General features: G+C 73.0%; 10 protein-coding genes and 1 pseudogene. 6 read left to right on the top strand and 5 right to left on the bottom strand.

The window, feature by feature from the left end; genetic code table 11:
• Positions 1–821: pseudogene (locus ACYVJ0_RS12905) on the top strand (hypothetical protein); the annotation flags it as partial.
• A 36-nt stretch (positions 822–857) separates the two neighbouring features.
• On the opposite strand, the gene sucB reads toward ACYVJ0_RS12905, so the two are convergent.
• From sucB to ACYVJ0_RS12890, 3 genes are all read right to left on the bottom strand, one after another.
• The gene (sucB, locus tag ACYVJ0_RS12900) at positions 858–2,630 is read right to left on the bottom strand and encodes a 2-oxoglutarate dehydrogenase, E2 component, dihydrolipoamide succinyltransferase (RefSeq protein ID WP_460818229.1); all 1,773 of its coding nucleotides are present in this window, start codon (positions 2,628–2,630) and stop codon (positions 858–860) included.
• A gap of 99 nt (positions 2,631–2,729) precedes the next feature.
• Positions 2,730–4,103, bottom strand: coding sequence for a dihydrolipoyl dehydrogenase (gene lpdA / locus ACYVJ0_RS12895; protein WP_460818228.1), 1,374 nt, complete (start codon positions 4,101–4,103; stop codon positions 2,730–2,732).
• 28 nt (positions 4,104–4,131) lie between these two features.
• Positions 4,132–5,619, bottom strand: coding sequence for a leucyl aminopeptidase (locus tag ACYVJ0_RS12890; protein WP_460818226.1), 1,488 nt, complete (start codon positions 5,617–5,619; stop codon positions 4,132–4,134).
• A gap of 134 nt (positions 5,620–5,753) precedes the next feature.
• Here ACYVJ0_RS12890 and ACYVJ0_RS12885 point away from each other — a divergent pair, with 134 nt between their 5' ends.
• The 3 genes from ACYVJ0_RS12885 to ACYVJ0_RS12875 all read left to right on the top strand — a co-directional run bounded on the left by ACYVJ0_RS12885 (position 5,754) and on the right by ACYVJ0_RS12875 (position 8,872).
• A complete protein-coding gene (locus ACYVJ0_RS12885) occupies positions 5,754–6,692 on the top strand; it encodes a PAC2 family protein (RefSeq protein WP_460818225.1) in 939 nt (312 codons plus the stop codon).
• A 150-nt stretch (positions 6,693–6,842) separates the two neighbouring features.
• Complete coding sequence (locus ACYVJ0_RS12880) at positions 6,843–8,177, top strand: RNA polymerase sigma factor (RefSeq protein ID WP_449854143.1); 1,335 nt, start codon at positions 6,843–6,845, stop codon at positions 8,175–8,177.
• Positions 8,174–8,872, top strand: coding sequence for a coenzyme F420-0:L-glutamate ligase (locus ACYVJ0_RS12875; protein WP_460818223.1), 699 nt, complete (start codon positions 8,174–8,176; stop codon positions 8,870–8,872). The genes ACYVJ0_RS12880 and ACYVJ0_RS12875 overlap by 4 nt, the downstream gene beginning before the upstream one ends.
• A 31-nt stretch (positions 8,873–8,903) precedes the next feature.
• On the opposite strand, the gene murJ is transcribed toward ACYVJ0_RS12875, so the two are convergent.
• Complete coding sequence (gene murJ / locus ACYVJ0_RS12870) at positions 8,904–10,499, bottom strand: murein biosynthesis integral membrane protein MurJ (protein ID WP_460818222.1); 1,596 nt, start codon at positions 10,497–10,499, stop codon at positions 8,904–8,906.
• Entirely contained in the window at positions 10,492–11,547 is a 1,056-nt protein-coding gene (locus ACYVJ0_RS12865; protein ID WP_460818220.1) for a sugar-transfer associated ATP-grasp domain-containing protein, read from the bottom strand. Before ACYVJ0_RS12865 ends, murJ begins: the two co-directional genes overlap by 8 nt.
• 128 nt (positions 11,548–11,675) lie before the next feature.
• Between ACYVJ0_RS12865 and ACYVJ0_RS12860 the strand changes: the two genes are divergently transcribed.
• On the top strand, positions 11,676–12,710 hold the full coding sequence (locus ACYVJ0_RS12860; RefSeq protein ID WP_449854147.1) for a sugar-transfer associated ATP-grasp domain-containing protein: 1,035 nt from the start codon (positions 11,676–11,678) through the stop codon (positions 12,708–12,710).
• A gap of 10 nt (positions 12,711–12,720) precedes the next feature.
• Positions 12,721–14,175 carry an alanine racemase gene (locus ACYVJ0_RS12855; protein ID WP_460818218.1) on the top strand — a complete coding sequence of 485 codons (1,455 nt, stop codon included), beginning with the start codon at positions 12,721–12,723 and terminating at the stop codon, positions 14,173–14,175.
• The last annotated feature ends 146 nt before the right edge of the window (positions 14,176–14,321 follow it).

The raw sequence follows: 14,321 nt of genomic DNA, 5'->3' as shown, positions 1-14,321 counted from the left end.
GCGCCACCGACCGCCGGACGCGGCGCGAGCTGCGCGCGGCGCGCGGGGCGCGGCGGCGCGCGACGCCGGGCACGCGCGGCTCCGGGGGTGCCACCGCGCGCCTCGACCTGAGGGAGGCGATCGACGCGGCCCTGGCCGGGCGGGTGGCGGAAGGCGTGTCGGACTGGCTGGCCGAGGCCCGTCGGCGCCTCAGGGCCTTGCGCGATCGCCGGGGAGCGCCGTTCGTGCTCGGCGCCGTCGCCGCGGCGGCGGTCGTCGTCGGCGGGCTCCTGTGGCCGAGCGACGAGACGCCCGCGGCCGCCGAGCCCGGAGCGCAGACCGCCGCGCGGGAGGGCGGGTCGCGCGCGGACGAGGACGCCGGAGCGCCCGCGTCGCCCGCCGCCGCGACGGGCGCCGCACCCGAGACGGGCGAGGACGACGACCCTCTCGAGCCTCCATCCGGGCCCGAGGAGGAGGCTCCGGGCGGCGCGGGCGGAACGGCGCCGGGCGCGGAGGATCCGGTCGCCGCGGCCGAGCGGCTCCTCGACGGTCTCGCGGTCTGCCGCGCCGCCGAGGACGACGCGTGCGCCGCGGTCCGCGCGCCCGGTTCCGCTCCGCTCGAGCTGGCGGACGGGGCGGCGGCATCGCTGCCGGCCGACGAGCGCCGCGTCGTGCTGCTCGACGACTTCGGCGATCTGGCGGTGCTGCGGGTCGAGTCGCCGGAGGGCTCCGCCGCGCCTCAGTCCCTCGTGATCGAGCGGGCATCGACCGACGAGCGCTGGATCGTGCGCGACGTGCACGACGGCGCATCCGCGCCCGGAACGACCGAGGGGGACGGATGACGCGTGGTCACCCGTCCCCCTCGGGGAGCGCTCGGATCAGATGCCGAGGTCGCCCGCGAAGTCCGCCGCCTCGAGACGCGCCTTCACGGCCGACAGGTAGCGCGCCGCGTCGGCGCCGTCGATCGTGCGGTGGTCGTACGAGAGCGCGAGGTAGACGTACGAGCGGATGCCGATCGCCTCGACGCCGCCGTCGGTCTTCACCACGCCGGGGCGCTTGAAGACGATGCCCGTGCCGAGGATCGCCGACTGGGGCAGGAACACGACGGGCGTGTCGAACAGCGCGCCGCGCGAACCGGTGTTGGTCAGCGTGAACGTGCCGCCGGCGAGCTCGTCGGGCTTCAGCTTGTTGTCGCGCGTGCGCGCGGCCAGGTCGGCGATCTCGTGCGCCAGCTGGGCGAGGTTCTTCGTGCTCGCGTCGCGGACGACCGGCGTGAGCAGGCCGCGCTCGGTGTCGACGGCGATCGAGAGGTTCTCGGACGGCGGGTACACGATGTTCTCGCCGTCGAGCGTCGAGTTGATGATCGGGTACGCGCGCAGCGCCTCGGCCGCGGCGAGGGCGAAGAACGGCAGGAACGACAGCTTGTCGCCCGTCTTCGCCTGGAAGTCGCCCTTCACCTGGTCGCGGAACGCCGAGAGCTTCGTCACGTCGACCTCGACGACCGTCGTGAGCTGAGCGGTCGACGTCATCGACTCGACGGCGCGCTTGGCGAGCACCTTGCGCAGGCGCGACATCGGCTGCGTGGTGCCGCGCAGCGGCGAGTCCTCGAGCTTCTCGGCGGGGGCCGCGGCGGGAGCCGCCGGGGTCGCGGCGGCGGCCGGGGCCGCCTTCGCCGACTCGGCGGCCTTGAGGACGTCCTCCTTGCGGATGCGGCCTCCCACGCCCGTGCCCTTCACCGTGGCGAGGTCGACGCCCTGCTGGGCGGCGAGCCGGCGCACGAGCGGGGTCACGTAGACCTTCTCGTCGTCGGTCGGCAGCGTGAGCTTCGGGGCGGCCGGCTCGGCCGCCTTCGGCTGCTCCGCCGCGGCGGGAGCGGCCTGCTGCGGCTGCGCCGGCTGGCTCGGCGCGGCGGGCGCCTCGGCCGGGGCCTGGGCAGGTGCCGCGGGGGCGGGCTGCTCGGCCGGGGCCTCAGCCTGCTCGGCCTGCGCGGGGGCGGCGGGTGCCTCGGCGGGCTTCTCGGCCGGGGCGGCGGCGCCGGAGCCGACGCGGGCCAGGACGGCGCCGACCTCGACGGTCTCGTCCTCGGCGGCGAGGATCTCGGTGATCGTGCCGGCGACGGGCGAGGGGACCTCGGTGTCGACCTTGTCGGTGGAGATCTCGAGCAGCGGCTCGTCGACCTCGATGGTGTCGCCGACCTGCTTGAGCCAGCGGGTGACGGTGCCCTCGGTCACCGACTCGCCCAGCTCGGGCAGCACGATGTCGGTCGCGTCACCCGACGCGGCCGGAGCCGGAGCGGCCTCGGCGGCGGGGGAGTCCGCGGCGGGGGCCGTGGACGCCTCGACCGCGGGGGCGGGAGCGGCCTCGGCGGCCGGAGCGGCCTGGGCGGGGGCCTCGGGCGCGGCGGACGCTCCGCTGCCGTCGCCGATCTTGGCCAGGACAGCGCCCACCTCGACGGTGTCGTCCTCCTGGAAGAGGATCTCCTCGATCACGCCGCTCACGGGCGACGGGATCTCCGTGTCGACCTTGTCGGTCGAGACCTCGAGCAGGGCCTCATCCGCCTGCACGGTATCGCCCACCTGCTTCAGCCAGCGGGTGATGGTGCCCTCGGTGACGCTCTCGCCGAGCGCGGGGAGGACTACGGAAGTGCTCATGTCGAAGTCTCCTTCGTAAATGTCGATGACATGCCTAGCTTAGTGATCCGTCCCGCAGGTGCGGCACGCGCACGCGGGCGCGGGGCGGATCGGGGACGTTCAGAGTGTGTGGAGCGGCTTTCCCGCGAGGGCGAGGAACGCCTCGCCGAGGGCCTCGCTCTGCGTGGGATGCGCGTGGATGAGGGGCGCGATGTCCTCCGGATGCGCGTCCCACGCGACGGCCAGCTGCCCCTCGGTGATGAGCTCGCCCACGCGATCGCCCGCGAGGTGCACGCCGACGACGGGGCCGTCGACGCGACGCACGACCTTCACGAGCCCGCGCGTGCCGAGGATCTCGCTGCGCGCGTTGCCCGCCAGGTCGAACTCGGCCACCGCGACGCCCTCGGCGCCGTACCGCTCCTCGGCCGCCGCCTGCGTGAGGCCGACGGAGGCGAGCTCGGGGCTCGAGTACGTGACCCGGGGGATGTGGTTCTCGTCGATCGGCGCCGGCTCGAGGCCCGCGATCCGCTCGGCGACGAAGATGCCCTGCTGGAACCCGCGGTGAGCCAGCTGCAGGCCCGGGGTGATGTCGCCCACCGCCCACAGACCGGGCACGCTGGTGCGCAGCTGCGCGTCGACGGCGACGAAGCCGCGATCGAGCGCCACGCCTGCCTCCTCGAGACCGAGGCCCGACGTCGACGGCCCACGACCCACGGCCACGAGCAGCACGTCGCCCTCCAGCGTCTCGCCGCCCTCCAGGGTGACGGTGACGCCGGACGCCGACTCGACGGCCGAGGCCACGCGCGCGGCGAGGCGCGACGCGATGCCGCGGCGGCGGAAGGCGCGCCCGAGCGCGGTGCTGAGCGCGGCGTCCTCGTTCGGGACGAGGCGGTCCAGGCCCTCGACGATCGTGACCTCGGCGCCCAGCGAGCGCCAGGCGCTGGCGAACTCGACGCCGATCACGCCGCCGCCCAGCACGACGGCCCGCTCCGGCACGCGGTCGAGCGCGAGGGCGCCCTCGCTCGTGAGGATGCGCTCGCCCGGCTCGATCCCGGGGACCGAGCGGCTGTGCGAGCCGGTCGCGAGCACGATGTCCGTGCCGCGGTACAGGTCGTCGCCCACGGCGACCGCGCGGTCGGCGGTGAGGGTGCCCGATCCCGAGACCACGGTGATGCCGCGCCGCGCGATGAGCCCCTCGAGGCCCTTCGTCTTCTTCTCGACGATCGCGCGGCGGTGCGCGAGCATCGCCGCGCCGTCGACCCCGTCGAGGCTCGCGGACACGCCGGACGCCGAGGCCGAGCGCACGGTATCGGCGATCTCGGCGGCGTGCAGCAGGGCCTTGGTCGGGATGCAGCCGCGGTGCAGGCACGTGCCGCCGAGCCGGTCGCGCTCCACGAGCGCCACGGTCTTGCCCAGCTCGGCCGCCCGCAGCGCCGCGGCGTAGCCGCCGCTGCCGCCGCCCAGCACGACGATGTCGAAGGCGTGCTCTGTCATGCGGTCTCCGTCCGAAGGATCGCGGGGGTCACCGCAGCTCGCCGCCCGCGGCGACGAAGTCGATGAGCGTGCGCACGGTGGCGCCCGTCGGCCCCTTGTCGGTGTAGCCGTAGGCGCTGCCGGCCGACATGGCCGAGCCGGCGATGTCGAGGTGCACCCAGGGGATGCGCGGCGCGTCGTCGCCCTCACCGGTGCGGCCCACGAAGCGCTGCAGGAACAGGCCGGCGAAGAGCGAACCCGCCTCGCGGTTGCCGACGTTCGCGTTCTGCATGTCGGCGATGCGCGAGTCGAGGTGCTCGTTGAGGTACTCCGGCAGCGGCAGTGCCCAGACCGGCTCGCCCGTGCGGTCGGAGGCGCGCAGGAAGGCGTCGACGGCCTCCTGATCGCCCATCACGCCCGTGTAGCGCGTGCCCAGCCCGATGACGATGGCACCGGTCAGGGTGGCGACGTCGACGATGACATCGGGCTGCTCACGGCTCGCGGCGACGAGGCCGTCCGCCAGCACGAGGCGCCCCTCGGCGTCGGTGTTCGTGACCTCGACCGTCTGGCCGTCGAGCATGCGCAGCACGTCGCCGGGGCGGATCGCGCGCCCCGACGGCATGTTGTCGGCGAGGCACATCCATCCCGTCACCCGCACGGGCAGCTCGAGCTGCGCGGCGGCGCGGACGGCGGCCAGCACCTCCGCGGCGCCGGTCATGTCCTCGTTCATGCCCACCATCGATGCGGCGGGCTTGAGCGAGAGGCCGCCCGTGTCGAACGTGATGCCCTTGCCCACGAGCGCGACGTGGCGCTGCGCGCCCTCCGGCGCCCACTCCAGGCGCACGAGGCGCGGCGGGCGGTCCGATCCCTTGCCGACGCCGAGGATGCCGCCGAAGCCGCCCTCCTCGAGCGCCGCCTCGTCGTACACCGTGACGTCCACGGCCAGGCCCTCGACGGCGGCCACGGCCGACTCCGCCAGCTGTGCGGGGCTCTGCCACTCCGCGGGCGTCGAGACGAGGTCCTTCACGAGCGCCACGGCGTCGGCACCGGTGCGCACCGACGCGAGGTCGCCGTCGCTCGCGCCCTCGGGGGCGTGCACGACGATCCGCTTCGCGCGGCGCTTCTCGGCCGCCTTCTCGGCGTCGCCGGTCTTGTAGGTGTCGAAGCGGTAGGCGCCCAGCGCTGCGCCCTCGGCGGCCGCGCGCCACGCGTCCTCGACGTCCGACAGCACCGCCACGGCCACAGTGTCGAAGCCGGTGAGCTGGCGGGCGCCCGCGCCCACGGCCTGCCGGATCGTCTCGAGGTCGGGGGAGGAGCCGAGGCCCACGACGGCGAGCGGCTTGGCCGCGACCTCGGGCACGTAGGCGCGCGCCCAGCTGCGCGCCGCGCCCGTGAATCCGACGGCCTCCAGCGCGTCCGCGAGGCCGGGGTAGGCGCCGAGCTCGGCCTCCTCGAGCGCCGGGATCGCGAGGATCAGCGCGTCGGCGTCATCGGAGGGGAAGGGGGCGTGCGTCAGCGAGAGCTCGGGGTGGGCCATGCGATCCATCCTAGGTACGCCGCGTGCGCCACGGCCGTCGCCCCCGGGGGTCGCGGTTTTCGCCTCTGGCGTAAGGCGGCTCCCGCGCGGGCCGGGGCGGCGACGGCGTCGCGCGCGCCTCGTAGCATGGACGCATGCCCCCCTTCGGTCCCCTGTACGAGCGAGTCGCCAATGCCCCGGTGGTGCCCGCCGGGCTGCCGCTGGTCGTGCTCATGACGGGCTTCACCGACGCGGGAGGCACCGTCTCGGGCGTCATCGAATACGTGCGCGAGGAGCTCGATCCGCGGCCGCTCGTGTCGTTCTCGAACGACGCGCTGCTGGACTACCGCGCCCGGCGGCCGATCGTCACGTTCGATCAGGACCACCTCACGGATTACCGGCCGCAGCGGCTGGAGCTCTCGCTCGTGCGCGACGCGCTCGGCCAGCCGTTCCTCGTGCTGGCCGGGTACGAGCCGGACTTCGGCTGGGACGCCTTCGCGGAGGCCGTGCTCGACCTCGGAGAGGAGTACGACGTGTCGTCGGTCACGTGGGTGCACGCGATCGCGATGCCGGTGCCGCACACGCGCACCCTCGGCGCGACGGTGAGCGGCACGCGCGGCGACCTCGTCGAGGCGCACTCCATCTGGCGCCCGCACACGCAGGTGCCCGCCACCGTGGGCCACCTGCTCGAGATCCGGCTGAGCCAGGCCGGCGCGACGGTCACCGGCTTCGTGCTGCTCGTGCCGCACTACCTCGCCGACACCGACTACCCGGGCGCCACCGCGGCCGCGCTCGAGAAGCTCATGTCGGCGACGGGGCTGGTGTTCGCGCTCGACGACCTCCGCGAGGAGGACCGCGACTACGTGGAGCGCGTCGAGGAGCAGATCACCTCGAACGAGGAGCTCGAGCGGATGGTGCGCGGGCTCGAGGAGCGCTACGACGCCTACGCCGCCCGGCTCGCGAGCGGCGCGGCGCCGTCGGGCACGGGCACGTTCGACGAGGCGGCGCTGCCGAGCGCCGACGAGCTGGCCGCCGAGCTGGAGCGCTACCTCGCCTCGCGTCCGGCCGAGGACGACAAGGGCGCCTCCTCCTGACGAGCGGGGAATGTTCTCTAGGGCGCGCGGGTTATAATGTCAAGACGGACCCGATGTCGAGAGGCGCCTGACGCCACTTGACAAGGGTCCTACTAGTGCCCGAGAACATCCGGGGGCGTCGCGCACAGCGCCGTCGGTGAAAGGCGAGACGTGACCACTGCCACGAAGACTCCGCGCAAGAGCGCGGCCAAGACCACGGCGAAGGCGAGCGAGGAGGTCGTCGCCGACGAGACGACCGACGCCGCCGAGGCCGCTCCGAAGAAGGCGCCCGCCAAGCGCGCCGCCAAGAAGACCACCGCGGCGAAGGCGCCGGCGAAGAAGACCGCCGCCAAGAAGACCGCGCAGAAGGACGAGCCCGAGGACGTCGACGACGTCGCGACCGAGGAGGACGTCGTCGACGTCGCCGCCCCCGACACCGCCGCGGTTCCGGTCGTCGCCGAGGGCGAGGCCGACGACGCCGAGGACGACGCCGCCCCGAAGCCGACCACCGAGCCGCTGCCGACGGGCGCGATCGTCATCTCCCAGGCCGACGAGGAGGAGGTGCCGGTCTACTCCACACAGATCACCGGCGCCACCGCCGACCCCGTCAAGGACTACCTCAAGCAGATCGGCAAGGTCCCGCTGCTGAACGCGGCGGAGGAGGTCGACCTCGCCATGCGCATCGAGGCGGGCCTGTTCGCCGAGGAGAAGCTGTCGAAGATGTCGGCGGCCGAGAAGTCGAGCCAGCTCGGCCTCGACCTGCAGTGGGTGGCCCGCGACGGCCAGCGCGCCAAGAGCCACCTGCTCGGGGCGAACCTGCGTCTGGTCGTCTCGCTCGCCAAGCGCTACACGGGCCGCGGCATGCAGTTCCTCGACCTGATCCAGGAGGGCAACCTCGGTCTCATCCGCGCGGTCGAGAAGTTCGACTACACCAAGGGCTTCAAGTTCTCGACGTACGCGACGTGGTGGATCCGCCAGGCGATCACCCGCGCCATGGCCGATCAGGCGCGCACGATCCGCATCCCGGTGCACATGGTCGAGGTCATCAACAAGCTCGCCCGCGTGCAGCGCCAGATGCTGCAGGACCTGGGCCGCGAGCCCACGCCCGAGGAGCTGTCGAAGGAACTCGACATGACGCCCGAGAAGGTCGTCGAGGTGCAGAAGTACGGCCGCGAGCCGATCTCGCTGCACACCCCGCTCGGCGAGGACGGCGACAGCGAGTTCGGCGACCTCATCGAGGACACCGAGGCGGTCGTGCCGGCCGACGCGGTCGGCTTCACGATGCTGCAGCGTCAGCTCGAGAGTCTGCTCGACTCGCTCTCGGAGCGCGAGGCGGGCGTGATCCGCATGCGCTTCGGCCTGGGCGACGGTCAGCCGAAGACCCTCGACCAGATCGGCGACACGTTCGGCGTCACGCGCGAGCGGATCCGCCAGATCGAGTCGAAGACCATGGCCAAGCTGCGTCACCCGAGCCGCTCGCAGTCGCTGCGGGACTACCTCGAGTGAGCACGGCGGCGAACGAGGGCAAGGCCCTCGAGGTCGTCGTCGACGGCACGACGTATCAGCGCATCCCGCTCAAGACCCGGGTCATCATGCCCGGCGACGAGCTGGACGAGGTCATCGCGAGCTACGCCGCGGATCACGTGCGGGACGGCGACATCCTCTTCGTCACGGAGAAGATCGTCGCGATCATGCAGGGCCGCTCGTACCAGATGAGCGAGATCCAGGCGCGCCCGCTCGCGCGGTTCCTGTCGAAGTACGTCACCAAGACCGCGTACGGCATCGGCCTCGGCATCCCCGAGACGATGGAGTTCGCGCTGCGCGAGGTCGGCACGCCCCGCATCCTCTTCGCCGCGGCCGTGTCGGCCGTGACGAAGCTGTTCGGGCGCAGCGGTGACTTCTACCGCATCGCCGGCGACAAGGCGCGCGCGATCGACGGGCCCACGCCCGGCACGATCCCGCCGTACAACACGGCCGTCGTGCTCGGGCCCGAGCGTCCGCGCGAGGTCGCCGCGCACGTGCGCACGCTGCTGAAGGCCGATGCGCACGTCGCCGTGGTCGACATCAACGACCTGGGCGGCAACATCCTCGGCTCCACCCTGGGCCGCGAGGGCGAGAGGCTGCTCGTGCGGATCCTCAAGGACAACCCGCTCGGCCAGGGGCACCAGTCGACGCCGCTGGGCATCATCCGCAACGCGTGATCTTCGCGTGCGGCGGGTGAGCGCCCTGCTGCTAGCGGCGGACGAGCCTGCGCACCATGTCGAACGCGGGTGTCAGCTCCGGCGTGCGGAACAGCGCGAGGATGGCGAGGTACACGCCGCCGACGACGGCCCCGATCGTGCACGTGCCGAGGACGCCCTGCAGCATGCCGGCCAGCATCCAACCGGACGTGCCGCCGCTGAGCAGGAAGACGCCCACTCCGGCGGCGGCGGCAGGCACGGCCGCGAGGCTGAACCGCACGATGGCCCAGATGGTCTCGGACATGCCGATCGTGCCGAGGCGGCGGTGGAGCAGCCAGCTGGCGAGGACGACCTGCACCATGCTCGACACCGCCTGCGCGAGCGCCACGCCCGCCGCGAGCAGCTCGGCCGGCAGCAGCCACTGGGCGGCGAGCGTCAGCAGGACCGCGACGCTGGCCTGGGCGAGCGTGAAGAAGAAGGGCGTGCGGGTGTCGCCGTACGCGTAGAACGTGCGCTGCACGATGAACTGCACCGCGAGCGGCACGAGGGCGAGGATGAAGGCGATGAGCACGGGCGCGCCCGCCACCGCGTCGGCGCGCGTGTCCGCCACGATCCGGACCGCCGGGATCGAGGCCGCCATCACGACCGCCGCCGACACCACGGCGAAGAGGCTGAGGACGCGGGTGCTGCGGCGGATGTCGTCGCGCACGAGATCGTCCTGACCGGCGGCGGCATGCCCGCTGAGGCGCGTGAAGTACGGTGTCCCGATCGACATGATCACGAGCGAGTACGGGAGCATGTACAGCAGCCAGCCGTTGTACCAGATGGTCGCCGACGCGTGCTGGCCCGAGGCGCCGGAGATCACCATCTGCTGCACCGTCGAGACGCCGAGACCCACGAGCAGCATGAGGAACGTCCAGCTGGCCAGGTGGCCGAGCCGCCCGAGCCCCATGCCGCGCCACCGGAAGTCGGGCCGCAGGTGCAGGCGGGTGCGGCGCCAGAACGCGACGAGCACGGCCGTCTGCACGACGATGCCCAGGGTGGCGACGCCCGCGAGGACGGCGATCATCGCCGGATCCCAGTCGGCCACGTCGTTGCGCCGCGCGCCGAACATCTGGATGAAGACGAGGAACCCGGCGATGGAGACGATGTTGTTCGCGATGGGTGCCCATGCGTACGGGCCGAAGACGCCGCGCGCGTTGAGCGTCTCGCCGATCAGCGCGAACATGCCGTAGAAGAACACCTGCGGCAGGCACCAGTAGGAGAAGGCGGTGGCCAGGGCGTGCTGATCGGCCGACCACTGCGCGCCGAACACCTGCACGAGCAGCGGCGCGGCGACGAGCGAGAGCGCCGTGACGGCGAACAGGAGCACCGCCGCCAGCGTGAACAGCTTCGACAGCTGCGCGCGACCGCCGTCCTCGTGACCGCTCCACTGCACCACCTGCGGCACGATCACCGCCGTGAGCACGCCCGCGGAGATCACCTGGAAGACGTAGTTGGGCAGCTGGTTGGCGATCGTGAACGCGTCGGAGGCCTCGCCGATCGCGCCGATCGCCGTCACGAGCACCATGGCGCGCAGCAGCCCGGTGACGCGCGAGACGAGCGTCCCGACGGCGATCAGGGCGCTGGCGCGGCCGAGGCTAGCCATTCGCGTCGGAGCGGGCGCGGCGGGAGTCGACGATGTCGGCCCCGATCGCGTCGCGATAGCGGTGCAGCAGGCCCGTGCGCACGCCAGAGACCGAGGGCTTCATCTGGAACACGCTCGAATTGTGGTTGGCCTCGATGATCGCGGGCCCCTCCGGCGTGATCGCGATGTCCCAGCCGACGTAGGGTACGGTCGGCAGGCGACGGGCGGCGTCGTCGATCATCCGGACCACCTCGTCGTACTGGGGCACGGCGAAGCCGCGGATCTCGGTGCCCGTCACGGGGTGGCGCTCGAAGACGTTGCTGTTCTTGTCGACGGCGGGGTACAGCGCCACGCCGTCGTCGTCGAGCATCGTGAACATGCCGCCGCCGGCGAAGTTGTCGATCACCGAGCCGTTGCCGATCCGCAGCACCGAGGCGATGACGTGGAGCGTGTCCTGCGGGTCGCGGTAGGTGATCAGCCGCACGGTGTTGACGCTCTCGGGGTACAGAGCGGCCATGCGCTCGTCCTGGCGCAGGAACTCCTCGACGAGCGTCTGGCCGCGCCCGACGAGCTCGTCGCGCCAGGCGCCCGCGTCGGCGATTCCGGCCGTGTCGTGCGCCGTGATGCCCGCGCCGCCGAAGCCGTCGGCCGGCTTCGCCAGCACGCGCGCGTGGCGGTCGAGGAACGCGGCCACCTCGTCCGGCGTCGCGGTGCGCAGATCGAGCCAGTCCCGGCGGATGAGGTCGGCGAAGTCGCGGTAGAAGCGCGGCTTGTCCTCGAGCAGCGCGCGGGCCTGCATGCCGTTGAGCGTGCGGTTGAGGCGGAAGCCCTTCGGGTGCGTCATCCACGTCGCGCGCTCGCGCGCATTGAGCGTGCGGATGTCCCACACGGCGTAGTCGCGGAAGCCCATCTCGTAGCGCGCGGCGCACCACAGCATGTCGGCGATGATGACCGGCAGCGGGGCGCGCGAGACCTTCTGCGACTGCCGGGCGAACTCGATCAGATTGCCCGGCTTGAGGCGGCGGGCCCGGTTCAGGAGGTAGCCGATCCGCAGGCCCGTCTGACTCATGGATGTCACGGTAACACGGGGCTCTCGGGGATCTTCGGAGCACCTCCTCGGTATAGTTGGCCCTTGCTCGCGTCGGCCGCCCGAGCCGCTCGCGGCGCCGCGAGAACCATCGAAGGAAGGTCATCCGCTTGCCCATCGACATCGCCCTGAAGGCACGTGCCTCCTACTTCGCGCGGCGCATCAAGGCCTTCAGCCCGGCGCGCGTGGCGACGTTCGCGCGACAGATCGCCGAAGAGCAGGGCAAGTGGATGCCGGCCGTGTTCGTCGACATGGTGTGGTGGGCCGCGTTCCACGACACGGCGTTCATCGACTACTACGAGGCCGACTTCGCGCTGCTGACGAAGGCCGAGCGCAAGACGTTCATGACCTCGGTGCTGCAGCACCACCTGGCCGTGGCGCTGAACGACCGCGAGGCCTCCCGCGAGCTCGAGAACAAGATCGCGTTCAACAAGCGCTTCGCGAAGTTCCTCGGGCGCGAGTGGATCGACCTGGGCGAGGTCGGCGCCGACGGGCTGCGCGAGTTCGCCTCGCGGCACCCCGTGATCATCGCCAAGGTGCCGGTGAGCCGCGAGGGCCACGGCGTGTTCCGCTACGACACCGCGGGCACAGACGACTGGGACGCGTTCCACCGGCGCCTGACCGAGGCGGGGCAGGTGCTCATCGAGCAGCCGATCGTGCAGCACCCGTACCTGGCCGGGTACTGCGCCGACACCGTGAACACCACCCGCGTCGCGACGTACTTCGACGGCACCGACGTGCACGTGCTCGTCGCGGTGCAGAAGTTCGGCCGCGGCTCCGTGAGCGACCAGTTCAGCTGGGGCGGCTTCTTCACGATGCTCGACGAGAACGGCCGCTCGCGCGGCCCGGGCTACACGGGCAAGAAGCTGAGCCGTTACGAGGTGCACCCCGACTCGGGCGCCTCGATCGTCGACTTCCAGGTGCCGCTGTGGGACCAGGTCGTCGCGCTCGTCGACGAGGCCGCACGCGTGGTCCCCGGCGTCCACTACGTCGGATGGGACGTCGCCGTGGGGCCCGAGGGACCCGTGCTCATCGAGGGCAACTGGGTGCCCGGCCTGTACGAGAACCGCGTGTCGGCCACCGGCATCCGGCAGGGCACGCGCCCGCGTCACGAGGCGGTCATGCCGGCCGCCCGGCGTCGCTGAGAGGACCCGCATGTCGCGATCCGGATCGGGTGCCGGCGCGCACGCCGATGCCGGTGTGCGGCTGAGCGGGCGCGTGCTGCAGACGAAGCCGCTGCTCGCGGGCGAGGGCGTCTCGTACGGCTACCGCTTCCGCGCGACCCGCGACACGCGCGTCGCGCTCGTGACGGGCGGCTACGCCCAGGGCGTCGTGCGGGCACTCGGCGGCCACGCGACCGTGATGATCCGCGGCCGCGAGCTGCCGATCGTCGGGCGGGTGGCGATGGACGTGTGCGTCGTCGAGATCGGCGACGCCGAGGTCGAGGCGGGCGACGAGGCGGTCTTCCTCGGCCCGGGCCACCCGGGGGCGCTGGCCGCGTGGGCGCGCGCCACGGGCCTGACCGAGGACGAGCTCGCGGCGGGGGTGGCGCCGCGCGCGGGCGCGCCGCGCACGGAGGTCGAGCTGCGCGTGGACCTCGGCCGCCTGCGGCGCAACGTCCGCGCGGTGCGCGAGCGGATGCTGCCGGCGGAGCTGATGGTGATCGTGAAGGACGACGCCTACGGGCTGGGCGTCGATGCCGTCGTGCCGGCCGCGGCGGACGAGGGCGCGTCGTGGTTCGGCGCCATCGACATCCCGAGCGCGCTGCGCGCCAAGCGGCTGCGGCCGGCCGCGCGCGTCTTCGCGTGGGCGACCGCGACCGACGAGGATGCCGCGCGGGCGCTGGAGGCCGGCCTCGAGCTGGGCGTGGGCGACACCGACTACCTGCAGCGGGTCGCGGCCCTCGCCGGCGGGCGAGGTGCCCCCGCCGTGGTCCACCTCAAGATCGACACGGGGCTGCACCGCAACGGCATCCGCCCCGAGGCTTGGCCCGACGCCGTCGCCCTCGCGGCGCGACTGGAGGCCGAGGGGAGCATCCGCGTCGCGGGCGTGTGGACCCACATCGCGGAGGCCAGCGACGCGGAGGACGACGCCTCCCGCGCCGCGTTCGAGCGCGCCGTCGCGCAGGCGAGGGAGGCGGGGCTCGCGCCCGAGGTGCGCCACCTCGCCGCCAGCGCCGCCGCCTGGCACCGCCCCGAGTTCCGCTACGACCTCGTCCGCGTCGGCGCGTTCTGCTACGGCGTGCGCTCGGCCGACGGGCCCGAGCTCGAGGGCATCGAGCCCGTCGCGACGCTCGTCGCCCGCGTGACGAGCGTGACCGACGATCGGGTCACGGCGGGCGTCGGCGCGACCGATGGGCTGCTGTCGACGCTGGCCGGCCGCGTGCGTGTCGCGACGCCCGCCGGCCCGCGCGCGCTCCTGACGGTCGGGCCCGCGAGCATCGAGATCGAGGGCTGGGACGGCGCGGCCGTCGGCGACGAGGTGCGGATCTTCGGCGCGCCCGCCGACGGCGTGCCGAGCGCGACCGACCTTGCCGAGGCGATCGACACCGTGGGGGAGGAGCTGCTGCTGCGCGTCTCGCCCCTCGTGCCCCGCGTCTACGGGGACTGAGACGAGAAGGCGCCCATCCGGATGGGCGGATTCAAGGGGTCGTCGCAACGCCAAGTGAACTAAATGAGTTGTAGCAGACGCTCGGCTGGGGTATCCCAGCCGAGCGTCTTGCGTGGGCGGCTGTTGAGCTTTTGTGCGACGTGTTC

It is taken from the genome of Microbacterium petrolearium (genome assembly GCF_054782875.1).
This window is presented reverse-complemented; position numbering and strand designations above follow the sequence as displayed.